The 26,059-nt window shown below is 56.0% G+C and carries 23 protein-coding genes; 10 read left to right on the top strand and 13 right to left on the bottom strand.

The features are described from left to right. Window positions 1-103 precede the first annotated feature (103 nt). The 6 genes from CEE69_RS10750 to CEE69_RS10725 form a co-directional block, all read right to left on the bottom strand. Entirely contained in the window at window positions 104-2,572 is a 2,469-nt protein-coding gene (locus tag CEE69_RS10750; RefSeq protein ID WP_099260652.1) for a YidC/Oxa1 family insertase periplasmic-domain containing protein, read from the bottom strand. Window positions 2,573-2,692: 120 nt separating this feature from the next. Further along, window positions 2,693-3,400 (bottom strand): hypothetical protein, encoded by a 708-nt coding sequence (locus CEE69_RS10745; RefSeq protein ID WP_099260651.1) that lies wholly within the window; start codon window positions 3,398-3,400, stop codon window positions 2,693-2,695. A gap of 21 nt (window positions 3,401-3,421) precedes the next feature. Continuing rightward, on the bottom strand, window positions 3,422-4,018 hold the full coding sequence (locus tag CEE69_RS10740) for a peroxiredoxin (protein WP_099260650.1): 597 nt from the start codon (window positions 4,016-4,018) through the stop codon (window positions 3,422-3,424). A gap of 68 nt (window positions 4,019-4,086) precedes the next feature. Next, the gene (locus CEE69_RS10735) at window positions 4,087-4,398 is read right to left on the bottom strand and encodes a Dabb family protein (protein ID WP_099260750.1); all 312 of its coding nucleotides are present in this window, start codon (window positions 4,396-4,398) and stop codon (window positions 4,087-4,089) included. Window positions 4,399-4,655: 257 nt separating this feature from the next. Then, window positions 4,656-5,711, bottom strand: a complete 1,056-nt coding sequence (locus tag CEE69_RS10730) for a ferrochelatase (RefSeq protein ID WP_099260649.1) — start codon at window positions 5,709-5,711, stop codon at window positions 4,656-4,658. Window positions 5,712-5,884: 173 nt separating this feature from the next. Beyond that, complete coding sequence (locus CEE69_RS10725) at window positions 5,885-6,397, bottom strand: acetolactate synthase (protein WP_099260648.1); 513 nt, start codon at window positions 6,395-6,397, stop codon at window positions 5,885-5,887. Between the two features lie 326 nt (window positions 6,398-6,723). On the opposite strand from CEE69_RS10725, the gene CEE69_RS10720 reads away from it, so the two are divergent. From CEE69_RS10720 to CEE69_RS10710, 3 genes are all read left to right on the top strand, one after another. Further along, on the top strand, window positions 6,724-7,755 hold the full coding sequence (locus CEE69_RS10720) for a hypothetical protein (protein ID WP_099260647.1): 1,032 nt from the start codon (window positions 6,724-6,726) through the stop codon (window positions 7,753-7,755). Between the two features lie 436 nt (window positions 7,756-8,191). Then, window positions 8,192-8,380, top strand: a complete 189-nt coding sequence (locus CEE69_RS10715) for a hypothetical protein (protein ID WP_233215122.1) — start codon at window positions 8,192-8,194, stop codon at window positions 8,378-8,380. A gap of 68 nt (window positions 8,381-8,448) precedes the next feature. After that, entirely contained in the window at window positions 8,449-9,624 is a 1,176-nt protein-coding gene (locus CEE69_RS10710; protein ID WP_099260645.1) for a DUF1559 domain-containing protein, read from the top strand. Between the two features lie 36 nt (window positions 9,625-9,660). Here CEE69_RS10710 and metX read toward each other — a convergent pair whose 3' ends face one another. The 3 genes from metX to CEE69_RS10695 form a co-directional block, all read right to left on the bottom strand. Beyond that, window positions 9,661-11,481, bottom strand: a complete 1,821-nt coding sequence (metX, locus tag CEE69_RS10705; RefSeq protein ID WP_099260644.1) for a homoserine O-acetyltransferase MetX — start codon at window positions 11,479-11,481, stop codon at window positions 9,661-9,663. Window positions 11,482-11,582: 101 nt separating this feature from the next. Beyond that, window positions 11,583-12,902: an O-acetylhomoserine aminocarboxypropyltransferase/cysteine synthase family protein gene (locus CEE69_RS10700; protein ID WP_099260643.1), complete on the bottom strand. Its 1,320-nt coding sequence runs from the start codon at window positions 12,900-12,902 to the stop codon at window positions 11,583-11,585. A 72-nt stretch (window positions 12,903-12,974) separates the two neighbouring features. After that, window positions 12,975-14,090 (bottom strand): pyridoxal phosphate-dependent aminotransferase, encoded by a 1,116-nt coding sequence (locus CEE69_RS10695; protein ID WP_099260642.1) that lies wholly within the window; start codon window positions 14,088-14,090, stop codon window positions 12,975-12,977. A 241-nt stretch (window positions 14,091-14,331) separates the two neighbouring features. Here CEE69_RS10695 and CEE69_RS10685 point away from each other — a divergent pair, with 241 nt between their 5' ends. From CEE69_RS10685 to CEE69_RS10670, 4 genes are all read left to right on the top strand, one after another. Beyond that, a complete protein-coding gene (locus CEE69_RS10685; RefSeq protein ID WP_099260640.1) occupies window positions 14,332-14,928 on the top strand; it encodes a DUF4416 family protein in 597 nt (198 codons plus the stop codon). Window positions 14,929-15,098: 170 nt separating this feature from the next. Further along, on the top strand, window positions 15,099-16,868 hold the full coding sequence (locus CEE69_RS10680; RefSeq protein WP_099260639.1) for an ABC transporter permease subunit: 1,770 nt from the start codon (window positions 15,099-15,101) through the stop codon (window positions 16,866-16,868). Between the two features lie 131 nt (window positions 16,869-16,999). Further along, window positions 17,000-18,850: an ATP-binding cassette domain-containing protein gene (locus tag CEE69_RS10675; protein ID WP_099260638.1), complete on the top strand. Its 1,851-nt coding sequence runs from the start codon at window positions 17,000-17,002 to the stop codon at window positions 18,848-18,850. A gap of 9 nt (window positions 18,851-18,859) precedes the next feature. Continuing rightward, window positions 18,860-19,636 (top strand): CPBP family intramembrane glutamic endopeptidase, encoded by a 777-nt coding sequence (locus tag CEE69_RS10670; RefSeq protein ID WP_099260637.1) that lies wholly within the window; start codon window positions 18,860-18,862, stop codon window positions 19,634-19,636. Here CEE69_RS10670 and CEE69_RS10665 read toward each other — a convergent pair. After that, window positions 19,576-20,718, bottom strand: a complete 1,143-nt coding sequence (locus CEE69_RS10665; RefSeq protein WP_199169846.1) for an amidohydrolase family protein — start codon at window positions 20,716-20,718, stop codon at window positions 19,576-19,578. The two genes, CEE69_RS10670 and CEE69_RS10665, sit on opposite strands and share 61 nt — an antisense overlap. A gap of 62 nt (window positions 20,719-20,780) precedes the next feature. On the opposite strand from CEE69_RS10665, the gene CEE69_RS10660 reads away from it, so the two are divergent. The 3 genes from CEE69_RS10660 to CEE69_RS10650 all read left to right on the top strand — a co-directional run bounded on the left by CEE69_RS10660 (window position 20,781) and on the right by CEE69_RS10650 (window position 22,551). Beyond that, a complete protein-coding gene (locus tag CEE69_RS10660; protein ID WP_099260748.1) occupies window positions 20,781-21,479 on the top strand; it encodes a DNA-3-methyladenine glycosylase in 699 nt (232 codons plus the stop codon). Window positions 21,480-21,571: 92 nt separating this feature from the next. Continuing rightward, window positions 21,572-22,204, top strand: coding sequence for a phosphoesterase (locus CEE69_RS10655; protein WP_099260636.1), 633 nt, complete (start codon window positions 21,572-21,574; stop codon window positions 22,202-22,204). A 122-nt stretch (window positions 22,205-22,326) separates the two neighbouring features. Beyond that, window positions 22,327-22,551 carry a hypothetical protein gene (locus CEE69_RS10650; RefSeq protein ID WP_099260635.1) on the top strand — a complete coding sequence of 75 codons (225 nt, stop codon included), beginning with the start codon at window positions 22,327-22,329 and terminating at the stop codon, window positions 22,549-22,551. Window positions 22,552-22,676: 125 nt separating this feature from the next. Here the strand turns inward: CEE69_RS10650 and CEE69_RS10645 are convergent, their stop codons facing one another. From CEE69_RS10645 to CEE69_RS10635, 3 genes are all read right to left on the bottom strand, one after another. Next, window positions 22,677-23,936, bottom strand: coding sequence for a DUF1559 domain-containing protein (locus CEE69_RS10645; RefSeq protein ID WP_099260634.1), 1,260 nt, complete (start codon window positions 23,934-23,936; stop codon window positions 22,677-22,679). A gap of 315 nt (window positions 23,937-24,251) precedes the next feature. Continuing rightward, a complete protein-coding gene (locus CEE69_RS10640) occupies window positions 24,252-24,416 on the bottom strand; it encodes a hypothetical protein (RefSeq protein WP_233215121.1) in 165 nt (54 codons plus the stop codon). Between the two features lie 117 nt (window positions 24,417-24,533). Next, entirely contained in the window at window positions 24,534-25,766 is a 1,233-nt protein-coding gene (locus CEE69_RS10635; RefSeq protein ID WP_099260633.1) for a DUF1559 domain-containing protein, read from the bottom strand. Window positions 25,767-26,059: the final 293 nt, after the last annotated feature.

Raw genomic sequence — 26,059 nt, 5'->3', positions numbered from 1 at the left:
TGCAAAGCTTGGAAAAACTTGAAGTTGCCAGAGGTCGTCTGCTTCGACGGACTTGGAAGTCCGTCGTACGGTTATTCGGGCAGAGACTAGATCCGGCCGATGGCTAGCGACGCTTTTTGCCCGAACCCTTCGACGGTGGTCGTTTGCGATTCTTGGGAAGCGGGGCCGCTTCTTCTTCGGGAGCAATTCGTTGACGAATCATGTCACTCAAGCTCGGTTTCTTGGGGTCGCCATCCTTGCCGTTTCCACCGCCTGATCTTCCGCCCGAATTCACCGCTCCCTGGACGGTCCCGTTTCCATCGCCGCCTTGCAGCATCGCGGGATCAAAGTGTGGCTTGGACGGCAACGTTTTCTTGACCAAGATCCGTTCGCCGATGCCCCACAGACTGCTGGTGATGAAGTAGACGCACAAACCGGCTGGAACGCGGAAGAAGAACAAACCCATGACCAGTGTCATGTAGTTCATCATCTTTTGCGTCATCGCAGTTTGCTCGTCCGTTGCCGGTGGCATGAACATCTTTTGCTGAGCCAAGAACAGCGAGACCACAATCATTGGCAGCAAGTTGAAGTACGGACCCAACCAACCGGTTCCGCGACCAGCCAAGTAGTCCCACATCCAGTCGCCCCAGTAATACATCATGTCTGGAGCGGCCAAGTTGGACGCCCAGGTGGTCCACGACGCGAACGCGGCTTGTCGCAATTCGATGTCGACGGACAGCGTCCGGTACAAGCCGATGAAGATGGGCAACTGCAGGAACATCGGGGCACAGCCTGCCATCGGATTGAACCCGACACGCTGCTGAAGTTCTCGTTGGGCTCGGACGCGAGCCTCCATGTCGTCTTTGTGTTTCTCGGCGATCTTCTTCAGTTCCGGTGCCAACTCTTGCATTCGTTGAGCGTTGATCGCCGCCTTGCGAGAGAGCGGGAACATCAGGCCACGAACGCAGAGTGTCAGCAGCACAATCGCAAGCGCGTAGTTGCCGACGTTGGAGAAAATGTGCAGCAAGCCGCCGAGTGGTTTGGCAACGAATGAGAACCAACCGTAGTAGATGCAGTCGCCCAGCCCGTAGGCTTCCATGACGTCGGGTTGCTTAGGGCCGGCAAACAGTCGCAACGATTGTTTGAGCGATGATCCGGGAGGCACGTCAGCGATCGCACTGTCGAGATAGAAGCTTGTATTGACTGCCTTCTCTTGGTTCTCAGGAACGGTGTTCGGATCCGCGACGATATTGGCGGCCGCGCGTCGGAACGTCTTGAGCGATTCCTGTCCTTCCGGCGGCAGCATCGCGACCGTGAAGTACTGAGCATCGACACCGATGTAACTCAGGTTGCGAGCCGGTGGTGCGGAATCGGGCGCGAACAAGGTTTGGTCATTCGCTTCCGAAGGATTCTTAGCCCGTTTTAGCAATGCGTAACCGGAAACTAATTCGTGGCCTTCGGCGGTGGTTTTGTAAACGACATCGCGAGCGGCTGAGCCGCCCCAGTTGGGACTGATTTTGTTGCTGTACCACCAGCCTTCCAAAGTGATGCCATTGGCACCTTCGATCCGGTAGGCAAGTTCTTGTGCCTCATCGGCACGGTTGTCGATCTGAACGTCCATGTCCAACGAGTAGCTGTCGGGTTGCAGCGAGTAAGTGCGTTGCAGTGACACCGATTTGCCGGAAGCCGGCTCCATCTCGGAGTCGGACAATTGCAATTCATAGGAAACCTTGGCTCCATCTTGTGAGGCATCCCAGATCAAGTCGCCCGTGTCGACCATTCCTTCGATTGTCTTTTCGCCCGACTGGATTTCACGGCGTCCGACGCGTCCCACCGTCAGCAGGCATGACAGCCGAGAAAGGTTGCCCGCGACTTCGTCATCTCCACCGTGTTCGGCCAAGCGAACTAGATCCAGCGGATGTTCGGCCAACGTCGTTTTGAAGTCGATCGACTTGCCATTTCGCAGGACCGTGATCGTGGCGGTTTCATCCGGCTTGGTTTCCAACATCGCTTCGCGAAGCGATGACAGGTTGTTGACGTTGGCATTGTTGAAACCGGTGATGATGTCGCCTGGCTTCAAACCGCCCTGCACGCCTGTCGCTTTTGCCAAATCGGCGGGAGTACCTGGGCCGACGACGTTGACTCGAATTCCGAGGTCGGTGGCGGCGGGGTCCGCGGCCAAGTAACCGAGGTAACCCGATCGAACATCGACACGTCGGTATTTCAGGCGACCATTTTCTTTGCGTTCGGTCAGCTCAATCCGTTCGATCCCTCCGCCGCGACTGTTCAACGTGACCAACATCACGTAGCCGCTGGCTGGATCCATCGATCCGAGTGTGGACCATGTCGGCGCGTCCGGACGCTCGACCGCATCCGCATCTTCTTCGGTGGCTTCTTCACCGTCGCTGGTTTCAGTCGCATCCACTTCGGTGTCGGCGACCAAGTCTTCGGCCGGTTCGACGGATTCGCCGTCGACTTCCGCAGCCAGGTCTTCCTCAGGGGGCAGCGGTGGCGCGAACATGGTCCGAAGGGACATGTAAATCAGGAAAAACGCCATCGACGAGAGGATGAACGAAAAGAGTCGGCGTTCCACTGAATTGTCGGCCAATCAGAAGGGAGGCGGGTGGGGAAGCCCGCTATTCTTGCCGCCCGACGCGTTCTTGAAAAGCCAAACTCAATGCACGAGCGAGCCCGGAGGCCCAAAAACGCTGGCTTATGCCGTCAAAGGCAGCGGCGTTTCGCACAATCGTTTCAGATACGCCTGAAGTTCTGACTCAGAAACGCCCTGTTTGGAACGATCCAGCACGATCCAGGGGCGAGCCTTGCGGATCACACCTTTTTCAAGGAATTCGCCAAACAAACGCAGTTGAAGATGCCCTTCGCGACGCAAATCGGTCGTGAAGGGAGCGTCAGTGGGTGCCAAGAGAACGGCAACCGATCCCGTTTCGCCATGCAATTGGACGGTCGAAATCGGTGGGCTGCCGTCACCCAGCGTGTCGCCTTCGTCGAATATCACGCCACAATCACCCAAGGCAGTGAGGTCCAAGGTGGGGTGTGTGTCGAGCAAAAGCGTTTGAATCGAAAGCGTGGGTTCGATCACCAATCGTGTTTCAGTCGCTTCGATCACGCGGAGAGCCAAGCGAAGCGAGTATTGATTGTCGCCTTGCGGGAGCGTCACGTTCCAAACGTCGCCGCGAACGGATTGCTCCGTCGCGACGGGAAGCGTGTCATCGCCAACGGGCAACAAGTTCACGTGCAGCGAACCATCGGGATCGCCGAGGCTGATCCCCTTTGAACCACCCGCGGTGTGGCAAACCCAGTCATGACCGTCCGCGTTCCAGTGCGCGGTGTAGCACTGGCCAGCGTTCTGGTCACAAGCGGAGCCTGGAGTCGGTGCCGCGAAATCTTGAAATTGCCACATGGGAGGTGCTCGGTTGCTTTCTTAGCTTTTGTATTCGGCGCCAAAGAACTCTTTGCTGCCTTCGACGTCGGCTTTGATTGTACGGGAGCCTTCCTGCCAGTTGGCCGGGCAGACTTCACCGTTGGTTTCGAAGTACTGAAGGGCTTTGACCATTCGCAACGCTTCATCGACGCTGCGGCCGAGTGGCAAGTCGTTGACGACTTGGTGACGCACAACGCCTTCTTGGTCGATCAAGAACAAACCACGCAGAGCGACGCCGCCATCGAGCAGCACGTCGTAGTCACGCGAAATTTGCTTGTTCAAATCGGCAACCAATGGGTACTCGGTCTTGCCGATTCCGCCTTCGTTGCGAGCCGTGTTGGTCCAGGCCAAGTGCGTGAAATGGCTGTCGATCGAAACGCCGATGATGTTCACACCGAGGGTTTCGAAGTCTTTGGCACGGTCGCTGAACGCGATGATTTCCGTCGGGCAAACGAATGTGAAGTCGAGTGGCCAGAAGAACAGCAGGACGTATTTGCCCTCGTAGTCAGACAACTTGAAGTCGTCTTTGAACGTGCCGTCGGGCATGACAGCGGTGGCGGTGAAGTCAGGGGCTTTTTGGGTGACCAAAACACTCATGGTGATGCTTGCTTTTTAAAAAGAGTGAAAAGTGGTGGTGAATGCTGAACGAACTGAGTGGGAAGAACTCAGTCGCGAAGGTTGGAATCGAACACGCGAACTTCGGCCCAATTGGGTTTTTGACGTTCGATGAATTCTAGGTGGCGAGGTGCCGTTTGGTAGACATCGTGGGCGGCTCGGTTTTCAAAGACCGTGTGCAGAACCACATCAAAGTCCATGTTGACCGGGCGATCGTAATCGGGCTCGCAGCGTCCCACGGCGAAGCCGATCAAACCAGGATGGTCGTTCAAGTAGGTTTGGCAATCGTCCAACAACGCGTTGATAGTTTCGTCGCTGCGGTCTTTGGTCGTGAAAAAGACTTGGTGGGCGAGTCGGGGCATGGTGCTCACGAAGGATCGAAAAAAGGACTGGAACGCTGCTTCGTGGAAATGAAAACGAAGTCGGCGTGGCGGAAATCGAAGCAGCCAGGCAAGGGGCTTTGGACAAAGGAGCCGTTTGGCGTGAGCCACGGTCCCCTCGTGCAACCGGGCAAATGCCCAATCGGCTCACGCGGGTCATGCCCAATCAATTGACGGGGCATTCCCAATCGTTCCTGCTTACCTGCCTAGATGGTTCGTCGCTGATTCTAGCCGCCGCATCAATTGGCTTGAACCGGTCGCCCACCGGTCATCGGAGGCCTGCGAGGCGTGTACAGGCAGCAATCCTGCGGGCAGACGTCGTGCCAGGCACCCAGGTCGCCCAAAGCGGGTTTTTCGCTCGAAATACCCAGCCGTTCCCGGACCAAACCGCAGATCATTTCGACGAAATCAGGGTGGGTGCCCGCCGATGAGGCCCGCGCCATCTTGATGCCACGTTCCTGGCAAAGCTGGGCCGCTTCCTCGTCCAAGTCAAACAGCACTTCCATGTGGTCGCTGACAAAACCAATCGGCAAAATTACCAACGAGCCCAGCTTTTTCGCGTCATCCATTTCGGCGATCGCGTCCAGAACATCGGGTTCCAACCAAGGCTGCGACGGTGGGCCGCTGCGACTTTGGTACACCAATTCCCAATCCGTCGCGCCGCTGGCGTCCGCAACCAAGCGACAGGATTCTTGAAGCTGCTTTTCGTAATCACAGTTGTCAGCCATTCCCATTGGAATGCTGTGGGCGGTGAACAACACCTTGGTTTCCGCGGGCGACGCACCGATTGTCTGGGCCGCCTTGGAAACGTTGTCCGCCATCGCCGAGATGAATCCCGGGTGGTTGAACCCCATGCGGACCTTCTCAACCAAAGGAGCTCCCTCGCCGACTTCTTCGCGAGCCTGGATGATGTTTTCGCGGTACTGGCGACATCCGCTGTAGCTGCTGAACATGCTGGTGAAAAACGCCAGCGATCGCTTCTTGCCATCCGACTTCATTTGGCGAAGCGTGTTGGCAAAGTATGGATCCCAGTTCCGATTGCCCCAATAGATCGGCAAGTCGATTCCGTTGGCGTCAAATCGTTTTTGCAATGCCGCGATGAGCTGACGGTTTTGCTGGTTGATCGGGCTGACACCGCCAAAGTGTTTGTAGTGTTCGGCAACTTCCAACATGCGCTCACGCGGCACGTTTTTTCCTCGCAACACGTTTTCGAGAAACGGCATCACGTCGTCTTGTCCCTCCGGGCCACCGAAGGAAACCAGCAAGAACGAGTCGTAGGGAGGCAGTTCACTCATGAAGGGAAATCACGAAGGCGGCGGTTGGACGAGATGTACGATGGCCTTCCAAGGTCGCCGAACCTGATTCAGATGGCCGTTGGAAGTCGCCAGCATAGGTTTCGACGGCCTTGGAAGGCCATCGTACGGAGTGATCAACCATCGTGCGGTTTGGCCTGAGAGGGCGATTCGACTCAGTAGATATCTTGTGGCGGAAGGTTGTCCGCATCCAAGTCATCTTCGGTGATGATGCGAAAGCCTTTTTCAGTCAACGTTTTCATCGCCAGGTCGATGTTCTCGACCATGATCGCAACGGCGGGTTTGCCGTGTGGACGCATGAACAACGGGTAGGCCTGGATGATGTTGAGTTCGGCCTGCAGAAGTGCGGTGCAAACTCTGAGCGGTGGTTGCGGGCCCTCGGGCAGTTCGACTCCGACCAAATCGGATTCGATGATCGCCAGCCCGGCTCGTTCCAGAATTTCACGACCGCGGTCTGCATCGCTGATCAAGAACCGAACGAACGCACATTCTGCCGCGTCGTTGATCGACAACGCCACGATTCGAATTCCGGTCCCTTCGAAACGGCGAACGACTTCGAGCAATTGCCCGACTCGGTTTTCGAGGAAGATCGTGAATTGACGAATCGCGGGAAATTCGCGACCGCGCATCGTATCGAATTGCGTGTCTGCACCGGCACCAAAGCTCATGCTCGCAATCTCTTGTTAGCGACAAAAAAGGCGTGATCGCCGGAGTCTACCGATCGTTTCAGCTCACGGCAAACCGTCTGTTTTAATGATTTGATGAGGGATGCCGATGCGAAGCAGACTTTTGGAGATGGGTTTCGAGGGGAATTGGGCGATGGGGATGATCGTTGAGCGACCGCCGTGGAGTGGGATCGAGTGATCTCTCCGAGTCGGCGAGCCAATTCAAGCGAACGGGCTGGGTGGCGCGCATTTTGCCTCTTTTGTGAGTGAATTGACTCTCGCCCCGTCGAATGCGGGGCTGTTTCCACTCAAACGAAAGGCTCATCCCCATGACTTTCCTTCATCGCCGACAACGACTTCTTCGCTCATTGGTCGCGACCGCTGCCGTTTCATTTCCGGTGGCATGCACTCCGGTGGCCATGGCCCAGACTGGTGACTTTGATCCGGAGGACCGCGGCAGCAAAGTCGAAGACGACGCTTGGTACGACGTCTCGGAATGGTTCGACGGCAACGACTACAACCCGACCGACGAGGCGATCGGACGCTGGGACGACGAAGTGTTCTCGTATGAAGATGCTCGCACCAGCGGAGATTCAGACAACGACCAACTGATCATTCCCGCCGACACCTTTTATGGCGAGGACTACAACGAAAGTTATGTGTCGTACGAGGATCGCGATGAAGACGGGACGTATGAGCGATCGACTCGGTACATCGACAGCGACGGTGACCACTTGAGCGATGCGTACGTCACCTATGACGACAAAGACGGTGACGGCATGTACGAAAACTACGACTACTCGGAACTGGGCAGCACATCCAAAAACGCAGTTCCTCCTTCGAAGATCGCTCAGTCGGTGAAAGATGGTTTGAGCGGGAAACGACGCGAAGTGACGGGCACGATTCGCGATCGAAAAACCGTCCAGCGAGGCAACGAGTACTCGTTGATGATGCAGGTCAAATCGCAAGACGGCAAAGATGTCTGGATCGACCTCGGAGGGCACGCGACCGGGTTGCAGATTTTCAAGGACGACAAAGCCACGTTTTTCGGGCCGATGGTCAAACGAGGCGAGAAAGAAGTGTTAGTGGCGACAGCAGTCGATTTGCCAAAACACGGGATGTACAAGGTTGAGCGATCCGGCAGTCAGTACAGCGGCGTCGTTGAGTCGACCAAAGCCGCCACGGTCCGAGGTGAAAAGCACCGCGTCGTCAAACTGAAAACGAAGAGCGGCAAGATGCTAACCGTGGACATGGGGCTCGAGTCGGACGAGAAAAACATCAGCGAAGGTGATGAAGTCTCCGTGACAGGCGTTCCGGTCAAGATCGGTGATCGAGTCATTCTGATCGCCGACAAAACTTGAACCTGGCTCTAGTCGCCGCCAAACAGGCTGGGAGACACTAAGCTAATTGGTCGCTCTTTGATGGCGTTTAATGATGCATGGATAGCCATTAAGGGAGGGGTTAGTGCCCGGTCTGTTTGGATTGGCATGGCGTTTTTTGCGGCGAACGTCTCGTTCGTTCGCCTTTCTGAACCATCGCTATCGCTCGAGTTCGCTTGTAATTCACGCGAGCAGCCGGTGTGAAAATGTCAATTAAATGCGACATATCGTGAAGCTAAGGTGAAAATCGATTGACTTAAGCAGTCAATTGAGCATGATTCTTGCTCTGTGTTCTCTTTTAGCGAGTGCTCATCACGCGCTGACCAGAGTCGTTCGGTCGCGAAGCGGCCCAGAAAGAACGAGATTTTTTAGTGGTCAATCATTGCATTTTGCGATGTAAATCTATGGAGTTGTGTTTGTGAAGTTTTGTCATTTTAAATCGGTCAGCTTGGCCGCAGTGGTTGGGATCGCTTCAATCAGTGGTTGCACAGGTTCATCGGAGCCCGAAGCGACCCCGACCGATGAGCTGACGCAGTTTTTGGACGACAACCCAGAGCTGAAAGAACCCAAAGACGACGCTCCAGCGTCGGACCCAAAGAATCCGTAATCTTCCTTCTCCATCGATTGCGGCTTGCAGTGCCGCACCGGTGATTTTTCTAATCAAGGTGTTTTTCAATGAGTTCTCAAAGAAAACGCCAGGGCTTCACGTTGGTGGAGTTGCTGGTGGTGATCGCCATCATTGGCGTTCTGGTGGGTTTGCTTTTGCCGGCGGTTCAAGCTGCTCGTGAAGCCGCTCGCCGAATGAGTTGCAGCAACAATTTCAAGCAGCTCGGCTTGGCAATGCACAACTACCATTCGGCATACAACGCGATGCCGAAACATGGTTCCGGAACCTACACCCAGTATCCGCCGGACACAGGTATTAATCCGCCTGGTGGCAATCGGTCTGACTTGTCGGTTTTGGTTGGCATGTTGCCATTCATCGAACAGCAAGGTTTGTGGGAAGTCATCAGTAATCCCACCGACACTGGTTTTCAGGCGATGGGCCCTTGGCCAAACCGCCAATTGGCCGACCATGCCGCGATCCCATACGACCCTTGGTTGACCAACATTCCAAGTTTCCGTTGCCCCAGCGATCCCGGTGTGGGGCTGCCTGCTCACGGTCGAACCAACTACGCCGTTTGCTTGGGTGACTCGGGGACGTTGTGTGATGTTGGTGACACGAATGACAACGGCACCAGCCGAGGCTTGCGTGTCTACCAGCAAAGCGCATGTCGCGGTGCCTTCGTTCCTCGAACGCAAACCAAATTCCGCGATATCTTGGATGGATTGTCCAACACGATCGGAATGGGCGAGATCATCACTGACTTGGGCGACTACGACGTTCGTACTCACGCGGTCGACAGTCCCGACGAAGTGTGGCGTGAGAACAATGCGTTGTCATGTCGACAATACATCGATGCGGAGCGGCCTCAGTTTTGGCGCAACGACGGTGGAACTCCTTTCACCGGTGACGCCGAACAGCGTCGCGGTTTCAAATGGGCTCTTGCTCGTCCGTTGTACACCGGGTTCGTCACGGTCTTGGCACCCAACGATGAGTTGTGCTTTCAAGGCAACCAAGAACGTGAAGGCGATGTCACGCCCAGCAGTCGTCACCAAGGCGGTGTCCACGTGCTGATGTGCGACGGTGCCGTGAAGTTCATCACTGATTCGATCGAAGCCGGGAACAGCAACAGCGCTCAGGTTCGTGAAGGTGGCGGATTCTTGGCGCCTGGTTCGAAATCACCGTTTGGTGTTTGGGGTGCCTTAGGCACTCGAGCCGCACGAGAAGTCATCAATACAGAATTCTGATTGATGTTCTGTCGGGGCGGCGTTGGTCGCCCCGACCTACTGATCTTTGCGGTGAAAAACAATCACCGCTGTATCGGCATTCAAGTTGGGATCGTTGTCAGGGTCAATGCGTTGGCCCTGATCAACGTCCCAGAAGACTTCCTGATCGATCACGACGTTCAGTTGACCCAGCAGGTCCCGGACGTCGGCAATTGTGGGGAAGCGACGATTCGGCGTGTTGTGCCAATCGAAGTCAAACTCGCCGGGTGCTTTCGGCGATCGCCCATGTGTCACGTAGTGATCTCTGAGTTGGCGATAGGCAAAGTTGGGAAAGCTGATGATCGCGTGTCGACCGACTCGTAGCATCTCGCCCAGCAGTTCCTCCACGTTCTCGACCGCCTGCAATGTCGCGTTGAGAATGACGTAGTCGAATTGGTTGTCGATGAAAGCAGGCAATCCATGGTTGAGGTCGTAGTCGATCACGTCGATGCCACGCATCGCGGTCGCAAGAAGATTCTCTTGAGCGACCTCGACTCCCATCAAGCGGTGCTCTGTCGCAACGAGACCAGAGTCTCGGCATCGATCTCGAATCGCGGCGAGCAGTTGTCCGTTGCCGCAGCCAAGGTCGAGCACACTGGATCCCGCCGGGATGATGTCCAGGATCGATTCCTCATCCACATTGAGAGCGATATCGGAAGGGACCGCTGGATGAGTTTCTGTGTCTCGCAATCGTTCGCGGACCAAGGGACCGTACGTCGCAATGTCTTTCGCGATCAGGAACGCATCGTGACCAGCGTTGGTGGTGATTTCAGCGTAGGTCACACGCTTGTCCAGGGCGGTCAGTGCGTTGACGACTTCACGGGATTGAGCCGGCGGGAACAACCAATCGCTGCTGAAGCTGACCAGCAGGAAATCGCAAGTCGCTTCGTCAAACGTTTCCATTAACTTCAAACGTGTGCCGCCAAGATCAAACAGGTCCATCGCCATCGACAGGGTCACATAGCTGTTCGCATCGAAGCGAGTCGTGAACTTTTGGCCTTGGTGTGCCAGGTATGATCCGATGCTGAATCGTTGTTCGAATTGCGAAGCGATCTGTCGTGGATCGTGGCGGTCCGGATCGAACTTGGCCTCCATCGCTTCGACCGAAAGATAAGTGATATGGCCGAGCATCCTCGCGATGGCCAATCCAGTGTCAGGACGTTGGTCTTGGTCGTAGTACTGCCCTCCCGCAAAGTGCGGGTCCGTTTGAATCGCGTTTCGAGCAATGACATCAAACCCCAACGCTTGGCTGTTCAGTCGAGGCGAGGTCGCGATGGCGATGCAGGTTTTGGCCGCGTCGGGATAGCGATTGATCCACTGTAACACTTGGTGACCGCCCAGCGATCCGCCGACAACCGCTCGCCATCGTTTGATTCCAAGGTGGTCCGCCAGTCGCTTCTGAACTTCCACGACGTCACCGATGGTGATCCGTGGAAAGTTGGCACCGTAGGGTTTGCCGTCGGTTGAGGTCGGATCCGCATCGCCGGGGCCGGTGCTACCGCGACAGCCACCCAGGACGTTGGGGCAAACCACAAACAGTCGATCGGTGTCGATGGGCAATCCGGGGCCGATCAAGCCGTCCCACCAACCCGGTTGATCGCCCGCGTCGTGACGAGCAGCGTGAGAGTCACCCGAAACCGCGTGGCAGACCAGCACGGCATTGGATGCATCGTCGTTCAGCGTGCCCCAAGTCTCGTAGCAGCACCGAACTTCGGGAAGTTCGCCGCCACGCTCGAGAGGCAGCGGTTGATCAAACGTGACGTACTTGGCGTGCGCCAAGGGAGCGTCGGTCCGCACATCGTCGGTGCTGGACAGGTCCTCATTGGAAGGCTCACCCATGGAAGCTTTGCTTTCGAACGGCGTTTCCCAAACGGATCCCCCAGAAGAATTTTCGCGGGAGATCCAAGGATTCGGAAGCGGCGTTTCGATTTCCGGTTGGGTTACGCGGTTGCAACAGCAAGAGCCTGTTTCAGGTCATCGAGGATGTCATCGATGTCTTCGATCCCGACCGAGACGCGGACGTACTCGGGGCTGACTCCCGCGCGACGTTGCTCATCTTCGGCGAGCTGTTGGTGCGTGGTGCTGGCGGGGTGAATGACCAGTGTCTTGGCGTCGCCGATGTTGGCCAGATGCGAACACAGTTGGCAAGCGTTGATGAATTTCTTGCCTGCTTCCATGCCGCCTTTGATACCGAAGCCAAGGATGGCACCCTTGCCGTTGGTCAGGAATTTCTCGGCCATCGCGTTGTGAGAGTGCGACTTCAGTCCGGGGTAGTTCACCCACTCGACCGCGTCGTGAGCTTCGAGGAACTCAGCGACTTTCATCGCATTCTCGCAGTGACGCGGCATGCGAAGGTGAAGAGTTTCGATTCCTTGAAGGAATAGGAACGCGGCGAAAGGACTCATCGCTGCACCCGTGTCACGCAACCAGTGCGTGCGGATGTGGACGTTGTAGGCAATGTTGCCCATGCCACGCAGGTGTTCTTCGAAAACGGCACCGTGATACGAAGGGCTGGGGCCGCAGAACTCAGGCCACTTTTCAGGTTGGTCGGCCCATTTGAAGTTTCCGCTGTCGACGATGCAGCCACCAATGTGAGTGCCGTGTCCGCCCAAAAATTTGGTCGTGCTGTAGATCACGATGTCGATGCCGTGTTCGATCGGACGCAGCAAGTAAGGCGTCATCACGGTGTTGTCGCACAAGACCGGGATCGCCCCGTGAGGAGCTGAGTGGGCCGCGTCGGCGATGGCTTTGAAATCCGGAACATCGTTTCTTGGGTTGCCGATGCTCTCCATGTAGACCAGTCGCGTGTTTTCATCGACCAGTCCGTGAATTTCCTCAGGGTGATCCGGATCGAAGAAGCGAACTTCGATGCCGAGGTTCTTCAGAGTCTGCGTGAACAGCGTCCAGGTTCCGCCATACAGCGAGGTGCTGCTGACGATGTTCTGACCGCTGTGAGCGATTGCTAAAACCGCTGCCGTGATGGCCGCTTGTCCTGATGCGAAACACAATCCCGTGGCACCACCGTCCATCGCCGCGATGCGTTTTTCCAACACATCGACGGTCGGGTTCATCAATCGGCTGTAGATGTTGCCGAACTCAGCCAAGCCGAACAGGGCTGCCGCGTGATCGGTGCTGTCAAACTGATAGCTCGTCGTGGCGTAGATCGGCACCGCGCGGCTTTTGGTTGTTGGGTCAGCAACTTGTCCAGCGTGGAGAGCACGGGTGGCCAGACGATGATTTTGGGTCGGATCGGCGGACATGCAAAAACTCGATCAGGGATGTTTGAAAGTGGGAAATTTCTGCGTTGGGAACGCAGCAGGCTAACAAATCGTTCAGCGATTGTCGCCAGCCAGCTTGATCAGCTTTTCGGCACCGCGACGCAGCGTGTCATCGCTCGCCGCGAAGCTGATTCGGAAATGAGAATCGTGGCTGCTGAAGATCTTGCCAGGAATGATCAGCAGGCCATCGGCGATGGCGCGTTCAACGAATGCTGTTCCGCCTTCGTTGCCGGGGGCCTTGGGAAACAGGTAGAACGCGCCGCCGGGGCTGGTCAATTCGAAGTGTGGCGACAGTTGTTCCACCATGAAATCGCGTTTTCGGCGGTAATCGTCGATGTGGCCGTCCAGCGAGATTTCCATCGCTCGCAGAGCACCCCACTGGGCGGGCTGTGGCGAGCAAACAAACGAATACTGTTGGATTTTCAGCATCGTCGCAATGATTTCGGGCGGCCCGTGGACGTAACCCACTCGCCATCCGGTCATCGCGTGAGACTTGCTGAAACCGTCGATCACGATTGTGTCTGGGTTGGTCGCCGCCGGCGATGCGAAGTCGCCATCGTAGAAGAAGCGGCTGTAAATCTCGTCCGATAGCAACGCGATGTTGTGTTTCGCAGCTAGCTCGCCGACGTCGCGCAAGTCTTGCTCCGATGCGGTCACGCCGGTCGGATTGGCGGGGCTGTTGACCAGAATCATCTTGGTCTTCGGTGTGATCGCGGCTTCGATCTTGGCCGGATCCAAACGAAAGTCCGGGTAAGAATCGATCGTCACGGGAACGCCGCCACACAGGCTGACCAACGCCGGGTACATGACGAAATAGGGATCCAAGAAGATGACTTCGTCGCCCGGATTGATCATCGACAGCAGCGACAGGACCAAACCGCCCGAAGTGCCACTGCTGACAAACACATCGCGATCTTGGCCGGGATACTTGGCGTTCACCTCCGCCAGCAGTTTTTCCCGCAGCGGAGCGATCCCCTGGGTCGGCGAATACGCGTTTTTGCCAGATCGAATGGCATCGACGGTCGCGTCTTGAATTTCCTCGGGGACATCGAAGTCGGGTTGCCCGATCGACAGATTGATCGGGTCTTTCAGTTTCGCCGCCAAGTCAAAGACTTTGCGGATTCCGCTGCTATCGAAGGAGGCCGTTCGATCCGCGATCCAAGGATGCATGTTGATTCGTGCCGGTGAATGTAGGTTGGAAGCTGTGGCTGGATGCGGGAGAAATCTCCGGCAAATCACGCTCGTTTCGTGGATCAGGATATCAACCGCATCGGGTTGCGGTAGTCCGCGTTTGGGAGTCAGGCTCGATCGATTGACACCCCTGCCCTGCCCCGCCCAAGATTCGGACGGTCAGTTGCGTGTGCGAGTGGCCAATGAAAACAAGAGTTTGCATGCGATGGAAGAGAACTGAATGAGCGAAATCCGATTGATCGAGCCGGTGGTGCGTTTCTGCGCCGTGATTTCACGGCACGAGGAGGCTCGTCAGTGGGCAAAGCAGCGTTTAGCGGAGTGCTGGGGTGAACTCGGTGAGAATGGCACACCCAGTCCCTTCGAAGCGGGCGGGTTTTACCAACCGGAAATGGGCGATGGTTTGACCAAGGAGCTGATCGGCATCGCAGAATTCGCGGATCCGGCCGGATTGGCGGACTGGAAGAACCTCACCAACGAGTGGGAAGCTGAATACGCTTCACTTTCGAATCACTCCGAGCCTAGGCCGCTGAATTTGGATCCGGGATACGTCAGCCAAGCCAAATTGGTGCTGGCGACGATCAAGGACCGCGATCACCGGATTTATCTGCGAGATGGGATCTTTGCCGAGGTCACTCTGAACTATGTTGGTGGCCGTTGGATCCATCACCGATGGAGCTACCCAGACTATCGCACCGAAACAGTCGCTCAATTCGCGGCGGATTGCCGGGCGAGACTGCGTGAGCATTTGAAGGCGACCGGCGGTTTTCGCGTTGGGGTGAAGAAGACCCCCGGTGCGGAGTCCGCTTCCAACTCCTGAAGCCGCTTTCACGGAACGGTTGGACCTGGTCGATTGCTTAGAAAAGCAAACTGGCCAGGGCAAACAAATCCTTTGAATCCGCGTCCTGGTAGCAAACCAAACGGGCTGGTCTCACGTAGCAGCCTGACCGAAGGTTCATTTCGTACTTTTCTCGACACGAGTCGCCAAGCATGATTGCTGGGTCCGCTATTTCACTCTTCTCCGATTTTGCTGGTGTTGAATCGGGTTTGCTACCTCTCGCTCAGGTTGGCAAGTGGTTGCCTGCCTTCGTCACGCCCATTTGGGTGCTGTCGATTGGGTTGCTGCTCGGTGCGTTGGTGACCGCTGTGATCCACGGCATTTTGAGTGCCCTGTCGTTCATTCCCGGTCTTGGGAATCTGGCGGATGACCCGAAACGGGGTGTCACGTTGTCGCTGGTTGCCGGCGCGATCTTCTCCGGTTTGTTGTGCTACTTCTATGTGCCACAAGGCGGCGAGAACGGTCAGCTTCTGTTCCTGCCATTGGTGACCCTGGGCATGATCCTCGGGTTTGGCCTGATCTATGGAATGTGGCATCGGACTCGTTCGGAGTGGTTGTCGATTCTCGGTGAAGGTGTCATCCCGTACATCTTGGGCACGCTGGGCTTGTTCGCTGTCATCGGTCTGGGCTCGACGCCGTTTGTCGAAGAGCCAATGGCCATTTTGGAAAGCGTGCCCGCGGTCAATTTGGTCGGAGACGGAACGGTGGTCGAAGTCGCGACGATCGATCCCTCGTCGGATCCTGACATCCCCGAGTTCCTGCCTGCTGAGATCACCTACAACTTTCGCAACGTCGCGGAACTGCGGATCGAAAGCGACAAGAAAGTCTTCCTGGCTGATTCGGACAAAGCGGAAGCCTTCAGCCGTGCTCCCATCGAATTGAACCCCGGCAGCACCGAAGCAGTCACCTACAAATACCAGGACCGAGAGCAGCCACCGATTCCAGGTGATCCGTCCAAACTGCACATTTACAACCAAGAAATCGACCCCGCTCGCGTGGTCTTCACATTCAAGAACTTGCCCCAGGTTCCGCAAGCTTCGTCGATCGTCTTCTCGGCCGTCGCATTGTTTTTGACGCTGACCGGTTTTATGGCCGTGCGGCAGGCTGCACCGCGGGTGTGGGCATTGGCTTTGTCGACTGCGAAAAACGAGATGGCTCAGCCTCTTTACCTGTTGTTGTTGGCCATCGGGATCTTCGCGGTGCTGCTCTTTGGGATCTTCCCGTTCAACACGCTGGGCGACGATATTCGTTTGTTGAAGGACAGCGGCGTGACGATGATCATGGTCCTGGGCATGTTGCTCGCCGTTTGGAGTGCGGGCACCTCGGTCAGCGACGAAATCGACGGCCGGACCGCTTTGACCGTGCTCAGTAAACCAGTGAGTCGACGTTCGTTCATCTTGGGCAAGTACACCGGAATCATGTTGTCCGTGTTGGTGCTGTTCGTGATTTTGGCAGCGGTCCTGTTGGTCGTGATGTCCTACAAGCCGATCTATGACGCTCGCGAGACCAGCCAGCAACAACCGCCATGGCAAGTCGGTCACGAAGAGATCATCACGACGCTTCCGATCTTGGGCCTGTACTTCATGGAAACGATGGCGATCGGCGGTATCGCCGTGGCGTTGGCGACTCGATTGCCGTTGCTGGCCAATTTCATCACGTGTTTCGCAATTTATGTTGTCGGGAACCTTCTCAGTCCGCTGGTCGCATCTGCCAGGGAAAACACCGAGCTGGTCGGATTTGTTGGTAAATTGATAGCGGTCGTGGTCCCCAACCTGAACTCATTCAACGTTCAGGCGGCGGTGGATGCGGGAAATGCCATCCCCCTGATCTACCTTGCTGCCGCATTCAACTATCTTGTGGTCTTTGTCATTGCCATTTGGATGGTCGCGATGTTGTTGTTTGAAGATCGCGATTTGGCTTGATTGCCACATCTGTTGCATTGGAAACTCGTTCCAGGAAGAACAGTGACCGGTCGTGACGGATCGTCGATCGCAACGAGTGCGATCGGGATGACAAACGAACGGTGGCTAGGTTTTCAACGAGGCTCGCAACAGTGAATCGCTTTTCCAGTCTGAAACAACCGCGTCGCGAACCCGAGGCGGCGGGGGCTCCCCTGCATTTGGTTTGGGCTGCCGTTGCTGGTTTGATCATACCGGTCTTGGTTCTGGTCTTCGGTGTGATCGCCGCACTGGTGGACGAAGGTGACGGGCTGACGCAGTCGCCACTGCGTCTGGGCACTCACCTGTCGATTCCATTGCCAGAACTGTTTTTGGCGCAAAGCAAAGTCGTTCAGTTGTTCGGCCTTGTGGGTGTGTCCTTGGCGATCGCAGTGATCTTTTGCTTCGCCGTTTGGTTGCATCGCCGCTCGGCCGATGCGCGGTCCCGACGCGTCATCAAAATGTTGCATTCGCGAACGCTGAAGCAAAGCTTGCGTCGCGCAGAAGTCGAAGGTGCCGCTGCCCAACGCGAACGAGCACGCGTGATCATCGGTCGGCATCTACCCGAAGTCGGCCGAGGTCTTTCGCTGTGGTACCGATCCATCCCGCGCAGTGTTTTGATGTTGATCGGCTGCGTGACACTGGCATTGCTTGTCAACGTTTGGCTGGCGATCCTTGCCGTCATCAGTGGCGTTGCTCTGTGGCGTTTGTACGCCAAGCTTCGCAACCCAGACTGGTTGGAGCTGTCGCGTTTCGAAATCCCTCAAATTCGCGATCGTCTGATTGGATTGATTGGCGACGCACCCATGATGGCTCGTTTGCAAGCCGGTGGTTTGGCTGATCAAGCCTACGAAGCGGAGCTGGAAGCGCTCGATCGCCGGATCGCTGGTGACGACGCGAGACGAGGTCGTCTGTGGCCGGTGATGATGATGGCCGGCGGCGTTGCGATCGCGGTCATGTTGTTGGGGCTTGGCCTGAACACACTGCAAGGCGAGCAAGGGTTGAGCCTTCCGTCGGCGCTGGTGCTTGGTTTGTCGCTGACCGGTGCGGCTTTGGCTGCGGCTCGATTGAGCGAACTGAATCGTCAATTGCGTCGCAGTAGTAAAGCGTGCGAATCGGTCTACTTGTATCTGCAGCCGAACAGCGAAACGTCTCCCAGCGAACAACGTGTTGGACTGGGCGGTCTTCGTGATTGCGTGACGATGGAAGACGTGTCACTACAAGATTCGGCGGGCAAGCCGATCTTGCGAGACCTGAGTTTGTCGCTGCAACCAAAGTCGCTGGTGGCGTTCTTGGGGACCGAAGATGTTTCAACGCGGGCGTTGCTCGAATTGTTGATGGGGTTTGGTCGGCCGCATCGTGGCAAAGTCCAGATAGATGGCATCTCGCTACTGGATGTTCACCCACAGGCCCTCGCGAAGAACGTGATGTGGATCGGTCCCGACGGTCCGCTTTGGGAAGGTTCGTTACGTGAGAATTTGATGGCGGGAGTCGACCGCAGCGTCGACAACCGTGACATGGTCGAAACGCTCGAGCGACTTGGGATCTACGAACGAATCACTCGTCTGCCCGAGGGCTTGGAGACGATCATTGAGCCCGGTTCGAATTTGGGGGCGACCGAAGATTCCGATTCGCTCGGCACGGATGTTCGCTACGCGGTTGGAATTGCCCGTGCGATGTTGCACCGGCCTCCGATCGTGCTCGCCAAAGAGCCCCCTGCCCCGACCGAGCATGTCAATGAAGACCCGTGTCTGAATGCATTGCGTGAATTGGCCGACGCCGGTTCGTTGGTGGTCATGTTGCCTCACCGGCTGAAGACGCTACGTTCATGTGATCGGGTGATGTTGCTCAATGGACCTAATTTGGTCGGCGAGGGGCGTCACACCGAGTTGCTGAATTCAAGCGATTTGTATCGCCACTTGAACTACTTGCTGTTCAATCCATACCGACACCGAAGCCCATCCTGAGAGAGGCGTGTGACGCAAACCAACGCGGATGACGAACAAACCCCGGACGATGTTTTTCGAACCGCGGTCGCGGTCGAAGCCGGGTTGGGTGCCTTGGCGTTGGTCCTTGGATATCTGCTCGGCCCCAGTGCTCGCGAGTTGGTTCCGCCGCTGAGCGAAGTCGCCTCGTCCGCGGTCATCGGCGGCATCGGGCTGGGCATCGTTGCGACCGTTCCGTTGCTGCTGTTCATTGCCGTGCTGCGACGCGTTAAGCATCCGGCGATCGAAGAACTCGACAAGCTCAGCGACCATCCCATGATTGGGTTGATGTTGCGTCTGAACGGCTGGGAGCTGTTTGCGATCAGTCTGTGTGCAGGTGTTGGCGAGGAACTCTTGTTTCGCGGTTGGTTGCTGCCTTGGTTGGCCGGAGACGCCGCATCGCTCGCCCCCGATTTGGAAGCCCCGTCACGTTGGTGGGCCTATGGCGGCTGGCTAGGAAGTTTGCCTAATTCGGTCACCGAATTCGCCTGGCCAGAAGAAGGCCTGATGGCTTGGTGGTCTCGCGTTGGCGGTTGGGAATTGACAGCAGCTTGGCTGGTTTCTTCTTTCGCGTTTGGGATGTTTCACCCAATCACAAAACTTTACATCGCTGTCACGGCTCTGATGGGTTTGTACTTTGGGGCTCTGCTAATCGTCAGCGGGAATCTGTTGATCCCGATCACCGCTCATGCTCTGTACGACGCAGTTCAGCTTTGGGGTGCCGGGCGAGCGGTTGACGATGACGAAGAGAAGTCCGACCACAGCTGATCTGCACGATCGGCTTTCGTTGCCACGGTGATGAAGTTGGCTGGCATTCCAACCTTCAGGCTTCCATCTGTGGCGGAGCGTCCAAGTGCATGGGCACCATTGAGCGTCGCCATTTCAAGAACGGACGCTGGAGCCAGCTCCTGGCGATGGTTGAGTAGGAACTGGACTTCACGCCAAAGATTCAAGTCCGGGTTGCTGGCCCGAGAATCGGTTCCGAGTGCCACGTTGATGCCCGCGGCCTGCAGTTTGGCAACCGGGTGTTCGGAATGCTGGAAGAAGTGGTGCGTTCGTGGGCAAAACACAACACTGCAATTTCGTTTGGTTGCGACGTGCTGAATCTCAGTTTCGTTGAGGTCGTTCGCGTGAACGATCAACGCACGAGGTGCTTTGGCAAGCGTGTCAATCAATTGAATCAGCGGTGAGGCTGCAGGCCACGGAAAGTACTTTTCAACGGGCAATCCCAACGCCCGCAATGACTCGGCGAACGGGCCGCTACCTTGGCTCAGGAGTTCCCGTTCGGCGGGCGACTCCGCCACATGCATTGCAAGTGTCGTTTTGTATTGCTTCGCGTGTTGGACGCATCGCTCGATCAAGGGCAACGGAGTCGAGTACGGAGCGTGCGGGCTGATTGCGGCTGAATCGTCTGGCAAATCTTTCGCGGCCGCGTTGCGAAGATGAAGTTCAGCCTGAGTCATTCGCTCATCGCCTCGTTCTCGACTGAGCCCGAGCACTTCCGCAAACGCAATGGTGTTGCTCGGAATCGCTGTGAGTGGCGTGGTCACGATGTCAGCGATCAACTGCGTGCCAGACGCAATCGCTTCCGCATGCCCCTTGAGAATGTGTTGTTGTCGAGTCGCGGTATCGACCATCCCACGAGTCTTGATCACTTCGCGAATCCAATCCGCGAGTTCCATGCCTGGATGCCCCACGGGATTGGTGAGGTCGCTGAATTCCAAGTGCGTGTGAGCGTTGACCAGTCCCGGTATCATCGCCACATCGCCTAGGTCGACCAGGTCGCCTTCCACCTGCGAGTCTTGAAACGAACCGATTGAAGTGACTATGCCCGAATCAACAGCCATCATTCCATTGGGAATCGGATCGCCATCAATGGGCAGTAGCCAACGCGCGCGATAGGTTTGTTTCGATGAATGATGCAAAGCTGAAGCAGGACGATGAGGATGGCGGCGATCGGCAACGTGATTGGGAGTCGACGGAGTCGTTGCAGTCGAAGTTTTTCGATCGTCGGCCGGCGGTTGTTGCTCGCCAATTGTTGGGGTGCGGGTTCGCTCGACGGATCGAGGGCGTTTGGGTTGGTGGTTGGATCGTTGAGACCGAAGCCTACCTGTCCAGTCGCGATGCTGCGAGTCACAGTGCGAGGGGTGAGAAACCTGGGAACGCATCAATGTTCGGTCGGCCCAGCACATTGTATGTCTATCCGATTCACGCCAAGCACTGCGTGAATTTGGTCACTGAATCGATTGGTCGCGGGTCGGCGGTTTTGATCCGGGCTCTCCAGCCGGTGTGGGGGATCGAACGCATGATTGAACATCGAGGTTTGAGCTCGTTGGACGTTTCCGATGGCAGGATGCTGACCACCGGGCCTGGACGACTTTGTCACTCCTTGGCGATCGACCGCCGTTCCGATCGCGTGGACCCGATTGCTGACCCGAACTGGTGCCTGTTCGTCGGGGCCAAGGTGCCGAGGAATCGGATCACTGCCACCTCGCGGATCGGAATTTCGCAATCCAAGGAGTTGCCGCTGCGTTTCTTCGTCGATGGAAATCGCTACGTCAGCGGTTTAGCTGGCCAGCATCGTCGACCTCGACGGGATTCGCTCCCCTGAGAATTCGTTACACTGCCGGCGACCAAGAGGCCGCCAAATTGCGGTGCCGATTGATCTGAACTTGCCAGCCTGTCCACGACTTCGATTGCAGAATGTCCTCCAACTCCACCACCGAAGAACACGTCCTCGTCATTCCCGCGACCTTGATTGAATCGATCGGGAAGTTGGAAGGGTTTGACCGCAACGTGGACCGATTCTTGCAGCCCATTTTGGCCAGCGATGAATTGTCCTATCGTCCGCGAGGTGCGATGGAGCTCGATCCCAGCTTCAAGCAGCTGATCCCTTACGTCGTGATGCAGTGGACTGATCCAGCTGACGGAGACGTCAAGTGGTTCCAGTACACTCGGGGCGGTGGTTCCGGTGAAAAACGCTTGCACGCCAAACGCAGCATTGGCGTTGGTGGCCACATCAGCCAGGAAGATGCAGGCGGTGAAGAAGATCCCTACACGATCGGTATGCGTCGTGAGTTGGAAGAGGAAGTGACGATCGGAGCACCTTACGTCGATCAACGTGAAGGATTGCTTTACGACCCCAGCAACGAAGTTGGCCGAGTGCACCTGGGAGTCGTCCACCGATTTATCTTGGAGCAACCGCTCGTCACCAGCAACGAACCCGAGCTCGCCGAGGGCCAGTTCGTGTCCGTGAAACAACTTCGCGAAGAACGCGAGCACCTGGAAACCTGGAGCCAACTCACCCTCGACGCCCTGTTCCCAGAACAGGTCTGATAACTACTGGGAGATCAAGCTGCAATCGAAGGCACAGTTCTTTCATCGCCAATTTTGCATGAAAGTCTGTTTTGGCAATTTCTTATAGTGTCGGAATTTTCTCCTTGTCTTATAATTGATCGATGCCAGATGAATTTGGCTGGCAGTCTGTTCTTTCAACTCTGAGGTTTGGAATGATTCGATTCTTATGTGGAATGTCTCTGCTGCTATTGTTGGCGGTGCCAGGGTGTTCATCAGGTGAGTCCACGAACGTCCTCGAAGATGCGGATCAAGCAAAAATTGATGCCTACAATGCACAGGCAGAAGAAGATGCCAAGGCACTTGGCGACTATGACGGACCTAAGTGATTGAGGGCTTGTTCCGTCGCCTAGATGAATGTCAACGAAAACAGCGTCGTTTCAATGAATGAAACGACGCTGTTTTTTTGTGCTTATAGGTGGAGGATATTTGGATGTACCCGCAACCTACATGTCTAGAACTCACCGTCGATCACTTCTCTGGCGCCTCGTGATCCCAATGCTCCCCACAAACCGAATGGGCTCTTTCCACCAGCTTGATTGTTGTTGGCAGCTGATCCGTTCAGGTAGACCACGGGGTTTTGAGAGTTACCAGCTTCAATTGAATCTGTGATGAACTTCACGGCTCCATCGCCCATCAGAACGTGAACACCGCCTTGGTGTCGGCTTGATGCGGTTGCCACCAAGTCGCCGTGTGCAGCACCGTTTGCATCGGTGCAAATCTGTTTGTTTGGTGCGAGGATTGTGTGCATTTGGCTGTAAACTGGCATGCAGTCGTGCCAGTGGTAGCCACGACCCCAGTTTGCGTTGATGTTAAGTCCTGGGATCCAGAATTGTGGTCGCTCTGGGTCCAGGGTTGCTTCCAAAAACGAAGGATTCAGGTGGCAGTTCTGGCGTTCGCCGGTAACGCCCACTCCATCACCGCGAGGCAGTGATGTTCGCGCGTCGTTGTCACCCAGGTCTGTCGTGATTTCACCGCACATGACGGTGTTCGACAGGCCATCGATTGTGTCGCGAAACTTCATACCTCGAGTAAGCACAAACATTCCGCGGTGAGCTGCATTGGAATGCTGTGCGGATCCACTGTTGGGCGTGTAAGGGAACGTCACGCTTCCATCTTCGGAAAGTTCGTTGACATTCAAATACGGATCGCGGGACCGATAGGATGAGTCGCCTGTGCATGCTGCGTAGTTAGTGCGGCCCAAGGCGGGGAGGCCAAGTCCAGGGTCGCTAGGGCAACGCAACGTTGGGATATCGGTTGCATATGGTGGGTACTGGAGCTCATCAGGTCTTGGGCCCATGGCTTGCCACGGAGGAGTGCGGACGCTCCCATTGGTGTTGATCGCAAGTGGGTTGCTGATTTGCTCCCACAACGCTTGTTGCTCCATGTACGGGGTGAGACCTACCAGCATCGATAGACGATGGTTCGATGTTCCCGTGAATCCGTTGACCGGGCTTGGTTGATCCCAAAGATCACGTCCGCCAGGGACGTAGGTGCCAGCGCCGTGGATCGGCATCTGGTTGTAGGCCGAGTGGTAATTGTGAATTGCCAAGCCGATTTGCTTGAAATTATTACTGCAGCTCATGCGTCTGGCTGCTTCGCGAGCAGCCTGTACGGCAGGGAGCAATAGGCCCACCAGCACGCCGATGATTGCGATCACAACAAGGAGCTCCACCAACGTGAAGCCATGTCTTCGTTTTCTGTTCCTCTGCATTTGATGCCTCAATGATTCAGGTACCTAGTAAATTCGAGCGACAAATCAATCATTGAACGGTCGCCTGCGCTTCATAGATCACATTCTAGGTGGTGTTCGACACCCCGTGTGGTGGTTCATGGCAAAATCGATGGACTTTGTGGTTCTCGTCCGCTCTATCTCGAATGCAGCGTCGATTTGAACGATTGGGGAAGAGAATTCGATTGCTTGAAGACAAAAAAAGCGGCCAGCTGTTGCTGGCCGCTCACTTCAGTCTCGTGCATGTCCCCAATTTTTTCGGCAAACGTGTGTTCTGTCGCCGAAAGCAAATTGGTGCTATTTCGTGCCTTCGTACCCTTCTGACATGGCGTCTGCTTCCGCGAGTGCGGCTTCGTATTCCGCCAACTTTTCTGCGTCGGTGTTGTCAACGATGTTACTGTTGCTTCCGGAGCCGCATCCCAGTGGTGCGACGAGCAAGCAGAGCATTGCGAGGGTCATCATCCAGGTTTTCATCATTCAATCCAAAGGTTTTAGGAAGGTCAAAATGAACAACTGCACTCTCATCAGAAGCGGATGGGAATGCAGTTGCGTGGTCAGTATTTGTCGAAAGACTTCAAATTAAAATTCGCCGTCGATCACTTCTTTGGCTGATCGTGATCCGAGTGATCCCCACAGTCCGTAGGGGCTTTGGCTACCAGCGGCCGGTGAGCCAGCTCGATCAGAGACTTGCGGTGCGTTCTTGTTTCCAGCTTCGATCGAGTCCGTGATGAATTTGACGGCACCGTCGCCCATCAAAACGTGAACACCGCCTTGGTGTCGGCTCGAGGGTGGCGAAACAATGTCGCGGTGGTCAGTTCCCTCCGAGCAGAGCTGTGCATTCGGAGCCAGGATCGTTGTCATTTGGCTGTAAGGAGGCATGTAGTCATGCCAGCGGTAACCGCGTCCCCAGACCGTTTGTTTGGTAACGGTGCTCGTCCAGAACAAGGGGCGTTCGGGGTCGAGATAAGGTTCCGCGTATGAAGGATTCAGTCTGCATTCATTCTTTTCGCTCGGCGCCGCGTGTGCACCTGTGTTGGTGGCAACGGTTGTTCGTTTGTCATTGTCGCCGAGGTCGGTGGTGATCTCTCCACACATGATCGTGTTGGACAAGCCGTCCAATGTGTCCCGAAACTTCATGTGTCGTCCTGTGACGAACATCCCACGGTGAGATGCGCTCGATGCGTTGGCGTGAGCGGTATCGGAAATGTAAGGCAACTTACCGCCTTCACCGACTTCGTCGACGTCAAGGTAAGAGTCACGAGAGTAGACCGCTGAGTCCCCATGGCACGCCGCGTAGTTAGTACGTCCAAGCGATGGCAGCCCGCTGCCTGGATCGCTGGGGCATCGCAGGGTTGGAAGCTCAGTTGCCCATGGTGGGTATTGAACACGATCGGGGTGAGGTCCCATTGCTTGCCAAGCTGGACTGCGAACTGACCCGTCTGAGTTGACGCTCAAAGGACTGGCGATTTGTTCCCACAGTCCCTGTTGCTCCAAGAATGGAAGCATGCCAACCAAATACGACAGGCGGTAGTTCGAAGAGATGTCTCCGTTCGGGTTGCTGTCCCAAGGATCACGGCCCCCGACCGCGTAGGTGCCCGAACCTTGGACAGGCAGGTTGTTGAAGGCGGAGTGATAGTTGTGAGCTGCTAACCCAAGTTGTTTGAAATTGTTGCTGCAGCTCATGCGGCGTGCTGCTTCGCGGGCAGCCTGGACTGCAGGAAGCAACAGCCCGACCAAAACCCCAATGATTGCGATCACAACCAGCAATTCCACCAAGGTGAAACCGCGGGAGCGAGAATTGCGTGAGTTCATCAAAACCTCTGTTGAGTCAAAATTGGACAGACTTGGGCCCCGCCAAGAGTTCAGATGAAAACTTGAAGGGGTTCATAATGAGCATATTAACGAGGGTTTCCCCGCCGTCCACGATGAACTGCGTGTGTTTCGCGATCTTTTTCGTAGAAGGATGGGGTGACGAACCCCAAAGATGCTCTGAGTCCATGGATTAACACACGCTCAGATTGAAAGTATCGCGCAGATTTGAACAACCGTCATTTTCGCTCCCGGATGGGGGGTTCACGCACCGGCGAGATGTGCCGTCTTGGCCG

This window comes from Rhodopirellula bahusiensis (assembly GCF_002727185.1).
In the GTDB taxonomy this organism is placed as follows: Bacteria; Planctomycetota; Planctomycetia; order Pirellulales; family Pirellulaceae; genus Rhodopirellula; species Rhodopirellula bahusiensis.
The sequence above is the reverse complement of the archived record's forward strand: the minus strand, read 5'-3'. Positions and strand labels throughout refer to the sequence as shown.

Excerpts from the sequence above, each read along its gene's own strand:
- CEE69_RS10725 (WP_099260648.1), bottom strand. The coding sequence starts at position 6,397 with ATGAGCTTTGGTGCCGGTGCAGACACGCAATTCGATACGATGCGCGGT.
- CEE69_RS10700 (WP_099260643.1), bottom strand. The coding sequence starts at position 12,902 with ATGTCCGCCGATCCGACCCAAAATCATCGTCTGGCCACCCGTGCTCTC.
- CEE69_RS10655 (WP_099260636.1), top strand. The coding sequence starts at position 21,572 with ATGTCCTCCAACTCCACCACCGAAGAACACGTCCTCGTCATTCCCGCG.
- CEE69_RS10695 (WP_099260642.1), bottom strand. The coding sequence starts at position 14,090 with ATGCATCCTTGGATCGCGGATCGAACGGCCTCCTTCGATAGCAGCGGA.
- CEE69_RS10735 (WP_099260750.1), bottom strand. The coding sequence starts at position 4,398 with ATGCCCCGACTCGCCCACCAAGTCTTTTTCACGACCAAAGACCGCAGC.
- CEE69_RS10745 (WP_099260651.1), bottom strand. The coding sequence starts at position 3,400 with ATGTGGCAATTTCAAGATTTCGCGGCACCGACTCCAGGCTCCGCTTGT.
- metX (WP_099260644.1), bottom strand. The coding sequence starts at position 11,481 with ATGGGTGAGCCTTCCAATGAGGACCTGTCCAGCACCGACGATGTGCGG.
- CEE69_RS10740 (WP_099260650.1), bottom strand. The coding sequence starts at position 4,018 with ATGAGTGTTTTGGTCACCCAAAAAGCCCCTGACTTCACCGCCACCGCT.
- CEE69_RS10720 (WP_099260647.1), top strand. The coding sequence starts at position 6,724 with ATGACTTTCCTTCATCGCCGACAACGACTTCTTCGCTCATTGGTCGCG.
- CEE69_RS10665 (WP_199169846.1), bottom strand. The coding sequence starts at position 20,718 with ATGATGGCTGTTGATTCGGGCATAGTCACTTCAATCGGTTCGTTTCAA.
- CEE69_RS10685 (WP_099260640.1), top strand. The coding sequence starts at position 14,332 with ATGAGCGAAATCCGATTGATCGAGCCGGTGGTGCGTTTCTGCGCCGTG.
- CEE69_RS10650 (WP_099260635.1), top strand. The coding sequence starts at position 22,327 with ATGCCAGATGAATTTGGCTGGCAGTCTGTTCTTTCAACTCTGAGGTTT.
- CEE69_RS10710 (WP_099260645.1), top strand. The coding sequence starts at position 8,449 with ATGAGTTCTCAAAGAAAACGCCAGGGCTTCACGTTGGTGGAGTTGCTG.
- CEE69_RS10640 (WP_233215121.1), bottom strand. The coding sequence starts at position 24,416 with ATGATGACCCTCGCAATGCTCTGCTTGCTCGTCGCACCACTGGGATGC.
- CEE69_RS10680 (WP_099260639.1), top strand. The coding sequence starts at position 15,099 with ATGATTGCTGGGTCCGCTATTTCACTCTTCTCCGATTTTGCTGGTGTT.
- CEE69_RS10730 (WP_099260649.1), bottom strand. The coding sequence starts at position 5,711 with ATGAGTGAACTGCCTCCCTACGACTCGTTCTTGCTGGTTTCCTTCGGT.
- CEE69_RS10660 (WP_099260748.1), top strand. The coding sequence starts at position 20,781 with ATGAATGATGCAAAGCTGAAGCAGGACGATGAGGATGGCGGCGATCGG.
- CEE69_RS10635 (WP_099260633.1), bottom strand. The coding sequence starts at position 25,766 with ATGAACTCACGCAATTCTCGCTCCCGCGGTTTCACCTTGGTGGAATTG.
- CEE69_RS10645 (WP_099260634.1), bottom strand. The coding sequence starts at position 23,936 with ATGCAGAGGAACAGAAAACGAAGACATGGCTTCACGTTGGTGGAGCTC.